Genomic DNA, 12,000 nt, shown 5'->3' with positions numbered 1-12,000 from the left:
GATCAGTTCCCGTACGCCGCGGCCGCGTCGGCCTCCAGCTGCCGCTGGGTGCCCGCGATGTCCTTCGGGTTCTTCAGGAAGTCCTGGAGCGCCTTCCACTCGCCCTTGCCGGGGGTGCCCCCGAAGGCCTGCGGGGCCTGGTCGGACATGTCGAAGCGGAAGTCGTCCCCGGCGTCGACGAGCGCCTGGGCCATCTTCTGCTGCACCTTGTTCGGATACGCCGAGTTCGGCACGTTCTTGTTCGGTGAGAGGTAGCCGCCCAGCTTGGCCTGGATGCCCGCGGCGTCCGGGGAGGCGAGGAACGTCGCCAGCGCCTGCGCCGCCTTCGAGTCCTCCAGGATCACGGCCGCGTCGCCGCCGGACACCACCGGCGGGCCGTCACCGACCGAGGGGAACGGGAAGACCTTCGCGTCCGTGCCGACCTTCGCCTCGGTCTCGCCGATGTTGACCTGGACGAAGTCGCCCTCGTAGACCATGCCCGCCTTGGGCTGGTCGCCGCCGGTGAAGGTCTGCGTCACGGAGGCGGGGAACTCGGTCTGCAGCGCGCCGTCCGGGCCGCCCGCGAGGTAGTCGGCCTTGCCCCAGATCTCGGCCAGAGTGGCCAGCGCGTCCTTCACGGACGGGTCCGTCCACTTGATCTCGTGCGCGGCGAGCTGGTCGTACTTCTCCGGGCCCGCCTGGGAGAGATAGATGTTCTCGAACCAGTCGGTGAGCGTCCAGCCGTCGGCGCCGCCGACCGAGAACGGGGTGACACCCGAGTCGTAGACCGTCTGCGCCGCGGTGAGCAGGTCCTGCCAGGTCTTCGGCTCGTTCGCGCCCGCGTTCTCGAAGACCTGGGCGTTGTACCAGATCAGCGACTTGTTGGCGGCCTTGTAGTAGACGCCGTACGGCGTGCCGTCGACCGAGCCGATGTCCTGCCACCCCTGCGAGTAGTTCTTGGTGAGCTCCGCCCGCGCCTCGGCGCCCAGCGGCTTGGCCCAGCCCTTCTCCACGGCCTGTTTGACGGCGCCCGGCTGCGGCAGCAGCGCCACGTCGGGCGGGGCGCCGCCCGCGATCTTGGAACCGAGGAAGTTGATGATGGGGTCCTGGGCGGGAACGAACGTCACCTTCGCGCCGGTGCGCTTCTCGAACTCCGCGAGGACCTTCTTGAAGTTGGCCTGTTCGGTGCCGGTCCACACGGCGGCCACCTCGAGGCTCTGGCCGTCCAGCTGGGGAAGGGTGACGGTGGAGGCGGTCTCGTCGGCGCTGCCGCCCGTCTCGTCGTTGCCGCCGTCGTCGCCGCCCCCGCACGCGGTGAGCGAGACCGCGAGCACGCCCGCGACGACGGCCGCCCCCGCTCTGCCGGCCCTGCGGGCGCGGGGGGTTGCCGTTGCCGTGGGTGTGCCGGACGACCTGCGTGCCCGGATGATCCTGCTCGTCCTGCGCATCACTGCCCCGTTCTTCGTACCTCGTCGAACGTCGAGCGCTGTCCCGTGCGCTCTGGTGTACGCCCGTGAGGTCGAGGGCGGCAAGAGCGCGTCTCGTGTCAAGTCCGGGATCGTGACCGCGTCGTGACTCTCCGGGGCGGAAGAGTCCGGGCCGGGCCCGTCGAGGCGGGCCGTCCGCCCGCACTACCCGACGGGGTACGGAGGAGCGTACGGACCGAGGTGACGGCCGACGCCCCGCGCGCCACCCCCCCGCACCCGTACGCGCGTCACGTGAGGGAGGGGGAGAGGTGCGCGGGGCGTCGGCCGTCCCTTGCGGGGGCGCCCCGGCGTTCACGCCGGGAAGGAAGCGCATCCGGGCGCGGAGCGCTTGGACGGTCGCCCGACGGAGCCCGGGGTGGGAACGCGTGTGCTTTCGGTCGCGTGATGCTCCTTCGGTCCGGTCTGAACCCGGCCGGTGCCGATCACGTAGGACTCGATCGCTCGCCGAGCGAACAAGCGGCGTGAGTCAGGAACCCCCTCGTCTCGTTGCACGAGGGAGGGCATTCAAAGCAGCGACGGCACCTCGGTGGCCGAGACCTCGCGGCCCGCGCGTTCCAGCGCGCTGGCGAGCAGGGCGAGGTCGGTCGGGCCGTTGCCGAGTTCCCGGACCGGGCGGCGGGCGGGCGGATCGCCCATGCGGTGCCACTCCAGCGGCACGACCGTGGGCCGCAGCGTCGCCGTGCGCGGGATACGCCCGGTCACCCGCCCGCCCTGGAACGCGGTCACCCGGCCGTCCGCATGGACCAAACGCCCCCGGCCCGGCGCCGGTTCGCCCCCGCTCTCCCGGTTCGGTTCGAACGAGGACACGGCCGCGCGGCCCGGTGCGGGCGGATCGAGCGTCACGCGCAGGGCCGCACGGCGCACCGGCTCGGACTCCGCCGTACGGGCGCAGGGACCGGTGGCCGACACCAGATGCACGCCCAGCCGCTCGCCCTCCCGTGCCACCGCCTCCAGCGCCCGCAGCACGGACCCGGCGGCGGGCCGCCCGGGCGAACCGAGCGCGGGGGAGACCAGCGCGTCCAGATCGTCCACGACCACCACCAGCCGGGGCAGCGGCGGCGGAGCCTGAGCCCTGCGCCGCGCGGCCCCGGGCCGCAGCCGCAACGTGGAACTGGTCGGGGCCTCCAGGTCGTCCCCGGAGTGCTCGCCGCCGACGGCTGCGGAGCCACGGGGCGCGGTCGTGCGCTGGGCGACCATACGGTCCGACAGCTCGCGCCCGGTGTGCCACTCCACGAAGTCCGACCGGCCGAGCAGTTCGGCACGCCGCTTCAGCTCGGCGCTCAGCGACTGGGCGAACTCCCGCATCCGCACCGGGTCGTTGGCGCTGAGATGCGTGGTGACATGCGGTACGTCCGTACACACACGCAGTCCGTCGCCCTGCCCGCCGCCCGGCCCGTCGCCCTGCCCGCCGCCCGTCGTGCCGGCGCGGCCGTCCACCAGCACGACGCCCAGCCGGTCCGGCCGTTCGGCCGCTGCCAGGGAGGCGACGACGGCCCGGAGCAGTTCCGTACGGCCGCTGCCGGACGGCCCCTCCACCAGCAGATGCGGCCCGTCGGCCACGAGGTCGGCGGACACCGGGCCGCGCGGCCCGGCACCCAGCACCGCGCACACCCGGCCGCCGAGCCGCTCCTTGTCGTCGGTCGCGTCCGCCCAACGGGCCATCAGTGAGGCCGGGGTGGCGCGGGCCAGACCCAACTCGTCCAGCAGTCGCGCCGACGGGGGCAGCGGCGCCGACACGCGCGCGTGCCGCGCACCCGGGGCGCCCGCCGTACGCAGCGGTGCCAGGGCCCGCGCGAACCGCTCGGCCCAGGCGGGGGAGACCGCGTCGACCGTGGCGACCGTGCCGTGGCCGACCGGGCCCGGTGCCGCCCCCGAGCCGGTGGCGGCCACCCGCAGCAGCCGCAGGGTGGTCGCCACGTCCCCGCTGAGCAGGGCGACGGCACCGCACTCCCGGAACGCGGGCGTCACCGCGCAGGCCGCCTCGTACGTCTCCGACACCGGGGACGAGGCGGAGGCGGCGGCCGTCTCGGCGAGACACACCAGGTGCATACCGGCCCGTGGCCCCTCCACCGCCAGCCGCGCCACCGCGTCGCGCACCTCGGGATCCCCGGGGTCACCGTCCACGACGACCACGGTGTACGGCCCGGTGAAGCCGCCTGTCGGACCCTCGCCGGCGTCCCGGGCGGGCCGCCGGGGGGCGCCCCGGTCGGCGCCGGATGTCCGGGGCTGCTCGGGAATGAGCGGGGCGGCCGGGGCGGACGAGGTGCGGGCCGCGTGGTCGTGGTCGTCCAGGCGGCGCAGCAGCTCCTCGGCGCGGGCCGCGGCCTGTTCGCGGTCGTGGGCGAGGAGCAGCCGGCAGTCCTGCCCGTGTCCCGGCCGCACGTGCGGCAACCAGCCCAGCCAGGCCCATTCCGCGGTGCGCTCCTCCAGGGTGCGGGAGCGGTCGGCGGTGATCAGGACGATCTCGAGCGTGTCGGGGGAGTGCAGCGCGGCGAGCTGGGCCAGCACCGCGCGGGCCAGCCCGGTGAGCCGCTCGCGCGGACCGGCCAGGCCCAGCGAGCCCACCTCGCGCAGCCCCGACGTCACGGGCACGGCGGGCAGCAGGACCGAGCCGCCGGGGATCATCCGGTCGGCCGTGCCGAGGCGTATCGCCAGGGCCTCCGGGTGGCCGGGCCCGCGTTCCCACAGGCGGGGCCCGGGGCCCAGCGCGGTCAGCAGCAGGGCGGCGGGGTCGGGCCAGGTCTCGGGCGGGCCGGGCGCGGCGACGGCCGGTTCGACCGGGACGGGACCGGCCGCCGCCTGGCCGTACGTCTCCGGTCCGGTGCGCTCCTCCGGTTCCGGACGTCCCCCGGCCAGCCGGCGCGCCCACGCCGAGAGCCCACCGCGACGGCGTCCGCCGGAGGGCTGCGGCGCGAGACCGGCGTCGGCCGGGTCGGTGCCGCGCACCGGCGTGCCCTCGCGGCCGCCGGCGGGCCGGGCGCCCGGGGCGGCGGACCGGGCGGTGAGCCCGCCGTTGACGCCGGGCCCGGTGGGCGTACCCGCGCTGCCCGGGTGAGCACCGGCCTCCGCTTCGGACGCCGGGGCGAACCCGCCGTCGGCCGGCCTCGGCTGCGACACCCGGCGCCCCTTGGGGACCCGTGGCACCTCGCCCCGGGAAACCTCATGGACCGTACGCCTGCCGCTGCCGCTGCCGCTGTTGCGGCCCGTGCTTCCGGAGTCGAAGCCGACATCGGAGCCGGAGCCGGAGCCGGAGCCGTAGCCGGAGTCCGCCTCCGTACCGCCGCCCGTCCCGCGGTTCTCGATCCCCGGTGTGCCCCCCTGGCCGGGCACCAGCGGGGTTTCCCCGGTGGTCCGGGCCGCCGGGGAACCGTAGCCGTGGTGCGTCGGCCCGTCCGGCGGACGCACGGCCGCCGGCTCCGCCCTCGCGGGCGGCTCCGCGGATGCCCTCGCGGGCGGCTCCGCGGATGCCCTCGCGGGCGGTTCCGGCACGCGGACGTGCCCCTCGCCGTCCGGCGTCGTCCGTGCCCGCGCCCCCGGTCCCGCGGCCGGGGTGAGCCGCAGCGCCGACTCGCCGATCCGCAGCAGCGCGCCCGGTGCCAGACCGACCGGGCGGGAGCCCACCCGCCGCCCGTCCAGGGTCGTGCCGTTGGTGGAGCCGAGGTCGGCGACCGAGACCCTGCCGTCCGGGCCGACCGTCACCGCGCAGTGCAGCCGGGAGACGTCCGGGTCGTCGAGCGGCACATCGGCGTCGGCCGAGCGGCCGATGCGGATCTCGCCGCCGTGCAGCAGATGGACGCCGCCCGCGTCGGGACCGGCGACGACATGGAGCCTGGTCGGGGTGTCGTCCAGCTCGGGGTGCGGCTCCGGCTCGCCCGGGGCGCCCACGGCCAGCACCGCGCCGTCGATCAGCGGAGGCTCGCCGAGCGTGCAGCGCTGGGCGTCCAGCCGCTGGTCACCGGCGTACAGCACCGGGGCGCCGGAGGAGCCCGCGGAACCGGAGGCGCTGTCGCCGCCGAAGACCGCGGAGACCAGCGCGGCGGCCACCGCCGCCAGGGCCGTACCGGCGGGGGCGGTGACGACCCCATGGCCTCGCGCGGGGGAGGTCAAACCCAGCGGATCTACCACGGTCAGCCGGATCTGCATCGCCGTGAGCGGTCCCTTCTGCGCGAGCGCCCGCGGCACGGAGGACGGAACCACCCCGCGGACCCCCACCGCGGACTTCCCCCACCACCACACGCGCACGTACGGCCAGTACTGCACGCATCCTCGCACCTGCCACCGACAACGCGCCCGCATCCCCCTATCAAATGATCTTGATTGGTCGGCTCTGCCCTCAAAAGTGCCTGACCAATGCGTCGTGGATGATCGTTTCAGCGCTGCTTGAGATCGGTCACGTCCGGCCGCCGGCAACCAACGGACCGGGTCGAGCGTCTTTCTTCGAACACGGGCAGAGCCCCCGCGGGCTCCTGGTCTGCGCCCCGCCCGGGGAAACCGCGTCATACCCGTACGAGAACCGGGAAGGAAGTCGTCGACGGCGTCAAGCCGGTGCCCCGCGCCGCGGCATTACAGTGGGCGGAACATTTCCGAGCACGACACACCACGGTGTACGCCAGTCAAGCAAGCAGCAGGGAGCGCATGACGTGCGGCCGGTAGGCAGCAAGTACCTGCTCGAGGAGCCGATCGGACGCGGCGCCACGGGCACCGTCTGGCGAGCCCGCCAGAGGGAGACCGCGGGGGCCGAGGCGGCAGTGCCCGGTCAGCCGGGAGAGACCGTCGCGATCAAGGTCCTCAAGGAGGAGCTCGCGAACGACGCGGACGTCGTGATGCGTTTTTTGAGAGAACGCTCCGTCCTGCTCAGACTGACCCACCCCAACATCGTCCAGGTCCGCGACCTGGTCGTCGAGGGCGATCTGCTGGCCCTGGTCATGGATCTCGTCGAGGGCCCCGACCTGCACCGTTACCTGCGGGAGAGCGGGCCCTTCACCCCCGTCGCCGCCGCGCTGCTGACCGCCCAGATCTCCGACGCCCTCGGCGCCAGCCACGCCGACGGCGTGGTGCACCGCGACCTGAAGCCCGCCAACGTGCTGCTCAAACAGGGCGGCGGCGAGCTGCACCCGATGCTGACCGACTTCGGCATCGCCCGGCTGGCCGACTCCCCGGGGCTGACCCGCACCCACGAGTTCGTCGGCACGCCCGCGTACATCGCGCCCGAGTCCGCCGAGGGCCGCCCGCAGACCTCCGCCGTCGACATCTACGGCGCCGGCATCCTGCTGTACGAGCTGGTCACCGGCCACCCGCCGTTCTCCGGCGGCTCCGCCCTGGAGGTGCTGCACCAGCACCTGAGCGCCGAACCGCGCCGTCCCTCCACCGTCCCGGACCCGCTCTGGACGGTCATAGAGCGCTGCCTCAGCAAGAACCCCGAGCAGCGGCCCAGCGCCGAGAACCTCGCACGCGGCCTGCGCGTCGTCGCCGACGGCATCGGCGTGCACGTGAACTCCGCGCAGATCTCCGCCGCGGAGAACGTCGGCGCGCTCCTCATGCCCGACCCCGCGCCCGCCATCGTGCCCGGCACACCCGGCGCGCCCGGTTCCGCCGACCCGACGCAGGTGCTGCCGCACACCGGGGGCGCGTACGACCCCAACGGCGCGACCAGCGTCCTGCCGCAGACCGGAGCCCATGCCGGAGCGGGCGCCGGCGGTCCCTCCGGCGCGGCCGACCCGACCGCCGTCATGCCCCCGGTACCGTCGGGCCCGCCCGGCCAGGGGGGCCAGGGACAGCCCGGGTCCGACGACCCGCATCCCTGGCAGAACCAGATGCGCGCGGCCCGCGACCGCAACGAGCAGACCCAGGTCCAGTACCTCGACCCGGGCGAGGACCCGCTGCGCCGCCGCCCCCAGCGGCAGGTCGCCCGCCCGCAGCCCTCGCAGCAGCCCCCGCAGCGCCGCCCGCAGCCCCAGCCCGGCCCCGGTTACGGTCAGCCGCAGCCGTACCAGCAGGCACAGCAACCTCAGCAGCCTCAGCAGTACGCCCCGCCGCAGCGGCCTCAGCGGTCCCAACGGCCGCGGCAGCCGGAGCCGCAGCGGTACACCCCGCCGCCGGAGCCGCGCCGCCCTGCGCGCGAGCCCCGGCAGCGCAGCGCCAACCCGATGCGCATCCCCGGCCTCGGCTGCCTGAAGGGCTGCCTGTTCACGATCGTCATCCTGTTCGTCGCGAGCTGGCTGATCTGGGAGCTGAGCCCGCTGCAGGGCTGGATCGGCAGTGGCAAGGGCTACTGGGAGCAGCTCACCTACTGGTTCAACAACACGGTGGACTGGTTCCAGGACCTGGGCGGGTCCGGGCCCGACCAGCCGCAGTAGCCCGGCCCCGCCGCAGTGGTCCGGCGCTCCGGGACTTCGGCCCTCCGGGGCTTCGGCGTTCCGGGCCGCCGGTGCTCCGGTGTCGCGGTGCCGTCGACGGTCCGGGCCGTGTCCGGCTGGTTTGCTGATTTGTCGACACCCGACGGGTGATTTCCGGATCCCCGGTGAAGGTTGGCTTCCGGGGCGCGTAGCTTTGGCGGCAACACGCGTCGGTAGGAGCAGTCTTGGCACGGAAGATCGGCAGCCGGTACACCGCCCACCAGATACTCGGACGGGGCAGCGCCGGCACGGTGTGGCTCGGTGAGGGGCCGGACGGGCCCGTCGCCGTCAAGCTGCTGCGCGAGGACCTTTCCTCGGACCAGGAGCTCGTCGGACGCTTCGTGCAGGAGCGGACGGCGCTGCTCGGTCTGGAGCACCCGCACATCGTCTCGGTGCGCGACCTGGTGGTCGACGGCAACGATCTCGCGCTGGTCATGGACCTGGTCCGCGGTACGGATCTGCGCACCCGCCTCGACCGCGAGCGCAGGCTCGCCCCGGAGGCCGCCGTGGCGATCGTCGCCGACGTCGCGGACGGCCTGGCGGCGGCGCACGCCGCGGGGGTCGTACACCGGGACGTCAAGCCGGAGAACGTCCTGCTGGACATGCAGGGCCCGCTCGGCCCCGGCGGCTCGCACCGCGCCCTGCTGACCGATTTCGGCGTGGCCAAACTCATCGACACCCCGCGCCGCACCCGCGCCACGAAGATCATCGGGACGCCCGACTACCTGGCGCCGGAGATCGTGGAGGGCCTCCCGCCGCGCGCGTCGGTCGACATCTACGCGCTCGCCACGGTCCTGTACGAGCTGCTCGCCGGCTTCACGCCGTTCGGCGGCGGCCACCCGGGAGCGGTGCTGCGCCGCCATGTCACCGAGTCGGTCGTCCCACTCCCCGGTATCCCCGACGAGCTGTGGCAGCTGCTCGTGCAGTGCCTGGCCAAGGCGCCGGCCTCGCGGCTGCGGGCCTCGGAGCTCGGGGCGCGGCTGCGGGAGCTGCTGCCCCTGCTGGCGGGGACGCCGCCGCTGGACGTGGACGAGCCGGACGCCGAGCCGGTGGAGCGGGCGGGCGAGGACACCCGGCAGCCCTCCGGTCCGGCGCCGGCCGCCGGGGAGCCCGCGCGGCGGCGCGGCGCGGTCCCGCTGGTACCGGGCGCGAAACCGGCCGACTCCAACCGGGACACCCACACGTCGATGCGCGTACCGGCCCCCGACGAGCTGGCCGGAGGCGCCCGCGGCACGGCCCGCGCGCCCCGTGCGAGCGGCGCCCGCCGCCCCGGCTCGGCCCGCAACCGCGCGGTGGCCCGCCGGCGCCGGCTGACCCTGGCCGCGCTGACGGTGACCCTGCTGGCCGCCATCGGCGCGGGCGCCTGGCTGGCCGCCTCGGACGACGAGCCGGGAGCGGACCCGCACGACTCGAACAACTCGGCCCCCGCCACCCCCTGATCCTGACCACGGCCCCCTGACCCCGGCCAGGGTCCCGCCCCCCTGATCCTGACCACGGCCCCCGCCCCCCTGACCCCGGCCAGGCCCCCGCCACGCCCCGCAGCCCTGACCTGCCCCGACGCCCGCGACAGGTCCCGCGAACGGGCGTCCGGCGTGGTGTGCCCGGGCGAGCCGTTACGCTGGGGGTGTGGCAGTCGTCGATGTTTCCGAAGAGCTCAAGTCCCTCTCCTCGACCATGGAGTCGATCGAGGCCGTTCTGGACCTCGACAAGCTGAGGGCAGACATCGCCGTGCTCGAGGAGCAGGCGGCCGCTCCGTCCCTGTGGGACGACCCGGATGCGGCGCAGAAGATCACCAGCAAGCTCTCCCACCTCCAGGCCGAGGTCAGGAAGGCGGAGACGCTGCGCGGGCGGATCGACGATCTCGCCGTGCTCTTCGAGATGGCCGAGGAGGAGGACGACCCGGACACCCGCGCCGAGGCCGAGTCCGAGCTGGTCAACGTCCGCAAGGCGCTCGACGAGATGGAGGTCCGCACCCTCCTGTCCGGCGAGTACGACGCGCGTGAGGCGCTCGTCAACATCCGCGCGGAGGCCGGTGGCGTCGACGCCGCCGACTTCGCGGAGAAGCTTCAGCGGATGTACCTGCGCTGGGCCGAGCAGCACGGCTACAAGACCGAGATCTACGAGACGTCGTACGCGGAGGAGGCCGGCATCAAGTCGACCACCTTCGCCGTGCAGGCGCCCTACGCCTACGGCACCCTCTCGGTCGAGCAGGGCACCCACCGGCTGGTGCGCATCTCGCCCTTCGACAACCAGGGCCGGCGCCAGACCTCGTTCGCGGGCGTCGAGGTGCTGCCCGTCGTCGAGCAGACCGACCACATCGAGATCGACGAGTCCGAGCTGCGGGTGGACGTGTACCGGTCGTCCGGGCCCGGCGGCCAGGGCGTGAACACCACCGACTCCGCGGTGCGGCTCACCCACATCCCCACCGGCATCGTGGTCTCCTGCCAGAACGAGCGCTCGCAGATCCAGAACAAGGCCACCGCGATGAACGTCCTCCAGGCCAAGCTGCTGGAGCGGCGCCGTCAGGAGGAGCAGGCCAAGATGAACGCCCTCAAGGGCGACGGCGGCAACTCCTGGGGCAACCAGATGCGTTCGTACGTGCTGCACCCCTACCAGATGGTCAAGGACCTGCGCACGGAGCAGGAAGTCGGCAACCCCGAGTCCGTGTTCAACGGCGAGATCGACGGCTTCCTGGAGGCCGGAATTCGCTGGCGCAAGCAGCGGGAGAAGTAACCCCGCGCGCGAACAGCGCTTTGTCGACAAGGCAACTGCCGTCCCTGGGGCGGCAGTTGCCTTTTGAGTGCCGGGGATGTCGGGCTTTTGCGTCACCATCACAGCTTCAACTCTCGGCAAAGCGTGCGTACGTGGACATCACGTACGCAACGGCCTTGACGTTCATTTGAAAAGTGGGAAAGGTGAGGATCGGCATGCGTATCTCTGGGGCGCATGTGAACCGGGGGGCTTGCCATCGCAGTCGGCTCCCTGTTGATCACGGCCCCGAGCGCCGCCTCACTGACGATGAGCTACTGGGGGTAGCAACCACATGACCAAGAAGACGCGCATCCGTGTCGCACGGATCGCGGCCGGTGCCGTGATCGCGGCCGGCGCCTCGCTGACCGCCGCCGGCGCGGCCTCCGCCCTCGACATAGGCGTGAGCGCCGGTGTCGGGGGCGAGAGCACCAACGTCAATGTCAACCTGGAACTCGACGACGAGAATCCGGCCGAGCCGGACCCGACCGAGCCGGACCCGACCGAGCCGGACCCGACCGAGCCCACCATCCCGACGGAGCCGGACCCGACGGTGCCGGACCCGACCGAGCCGGCCCCGACGGTGCCCGCCGACCCGACCGAGCCGGCCCCGACGGTGCCCGCCGACCCGGAGGAGCCCACCGAGGCCCCGACCACCCCGGGTGGCAGCAGCGGCGGCGGCAATGGCGGCAACGCCGCCGACCCGGCCGGCGGTGCCGGCGCCTCCGCCCAGGAGGAGGGCTCCTCGGCCCTCACCGACACGGGCGACAAGCCCGCCCCGTCGGCCCAGGGCAGCGGCAAGGAACTCGCCGAGACCGGTGCCGCCGAGATGACCTTCCTGGTGATCGGCGCCGCCACGATGATCGCCGGTGGTATCGGCTTCCGCGTGCTGCCGCGCCTCATGGGCAACCGTGGAGCCGCTGCCGCCTGACGGTGACGACGCGCGTACGTACCGTACGCGCGGCAGGAGACGGACCGAGGGGTCCGGAGCGCGTTCGCCGCTCCGGACCCCTCGGGCGTCCCTGTCCGTTCCGTGCGGGAGCCGTGCCGTGCGAGCCGCCCCGTGGTTCGGGTGCTCCGCGCCTCAGACGGTCTGGTGGGCGAGCAGCGCCACCGCCGCGACCAGCACCACCAGCAGCGCGATCAGCGCCGTCGGGTTCAGACCCGCGAAGAAGTTCACCTGCTGCAGCCGCTCACGGTTCGCGCGGCACACCGGGCACCGACCCTCGCTCACGGGTGCGGCGCAGTTGGCGCACACCAGCCGGTCGTACGTCATGCGCTCGCCCTCCTCGCACCGGTTTCGGTCAGTACAACGCCCACGACGACGCGAACGTTCCCCTACCACTGTGCCAGGTTCCGCGGCCATCGGCGCGGCCCTCCGTGTCCTGCCC

The 12,000-nt window shown here is 74.0% G+C and carries 7 protein-coding genes; 4 read left to right on the top strand and 3 right to left on the bottom strand.

Annotation, left to right across the window (positions count from 1 at the left end):
- Positions 1-2: 2 nt before the first annotated feature.
- Complete coding sequence (locus ACFP2V_RS16070) at positions 3-1,427, bottom strand: ABC transporter substrate-binding protein (RefSeq protein WP_381211920.1); 1,425 nt, start codon at positions 1,425-1,427, stop codon at positions 3-5.
- A 543-nt stretch (positions 1,428-1,970) separates the two neighbouring features.
- A complete protein-coding gene (locus tag ACFP2V_RS16065) occupies positions 1,971-5,609 on the bottom strand; it encodes an FHA domain-containing protein (RefSeq protein ID WP_381212002.1) in 3,639 nt (1,212 codons plus the stop codon).
- A gap of 497 nt (positions 5,610-6,106) precedes the next feature.
- On the opposite strand from ACFP2V_RS16065, the gene ACFP2V_RS16060 reads away from it, so the two are divergent.
- The 4 genes from ACFP2V_RS16060 (at position 6,107) to ACFP2V_RS16045 (ending at position 11,540) form a co-directional block, all read left to right on the top strand.
- Positions 6,107-7,822, top strand: coding sequence for a serine/threonine-protein kinase (locus ACFP2V_RS16060; RefSeq protein WP_381211917.1), 1,716 nt, complete (start codon positions 6,107-6,109; stop codon positions 7,820-7,822).
- Between the two features lie 224 nt (positions 7,823-8,046).
- On the top strand, positions 8,047-9,300 hold the full coding sequence (locus ACFP2V_RS16055; protein ID WP_381211914.1) for a serine/threonine-protein kinase: 1,254 nt from the start codon (positions 8,047-8,049) through the stop codon (positions 9,298-9,300).
- 187 nt (positions 9,301-9,487) lie between these two features.
- A complete protein-coding gene (gene prfB / locus ACFP2V_RS16050; protein ID WP_381211911.1) occupies positions 9,488-10,594 on the top strand; it encodes a peptide chain release factor 2 in 1,107 nt (368 codons plus the stop codon).
- A gap of 310 nt (positions 10,595-10,904) precedes the next feature.
- Positions 10,905-11,540, top strand: coding sequence for a hypothetical protein (locus ACFP2V_RS16045; protein WP_381211908.1), 636 nt, complete (start codon positions 10,905-10,907; stop codon positions 11,538-11,540).
- A 153-nt stretch (positions 11,541-11,693) separates the two neighbouring features.
- Here the strand turns inward: ACFP2V_RS16045 and ACFP2V_RS16040 are convergent, their stop codons facing one another.
- Positions 11,694-11,885, bottom strand: coding sequence for a hypothetical protein (locus tag ACFP2V_RS16040; protein WP_381211905.1), 192 nt, complete (start codon positions 11,883-11,885; stop codon positions 11,694-11,696).
- Positions 11,886-12,000: the final 115 nt, after the last annotated feature.

It is taken from the genome of Streptomyces incanus, assembly GCF_042656345.1.
GTDB classification, from domain to species: domain Bacteria; phylum Actinomycetota; class Actinomycetes; order Streptomycetales; family Streptomycetaceae; genus Streptomyces; species Streptomyces incanus.
The sequence above is the reverse complement of the archived record's forward strand: the minus strand, read 5'-3'. Positions and strand labels throughout refer to the sequence as shown.

What these genes read in the sequence shown, in the direction of transcription:
- ACFP2V_RS16045 (WP_381211908.1), top strand. Translation starts at nt 10,905, where the DNA reads ATGACCAAGAAGACGCGCATCCGTGTCGCACGGATCGCGGCCGGTGCC.
- ACFP2V_RS16040 (WP_381211905.1), bottom strand. Translation starts at nt 11,885, where the DNA reads ATGACGTACGACCGGCTGGTGTGCGCCAACTGCGCCGCACCCGTGAGC.
- ACFP2V_RS16070 (WP_381211920.1), bottom strand. Translation starts at nt 1,427, where the DNA reads ATGCGCAGGACGAGCAGGATCATCCGGGCACGCAGGTCGTCCGGCACA.
- ACFP2V_RS16065 (WP_381212002.1), bottom strand. Translation starts at nt 5,609, where the DNA reads ATGCAGATCCGGCTGACCGTGGTAGATCCGCTGGGTTTGACCTCCCCC.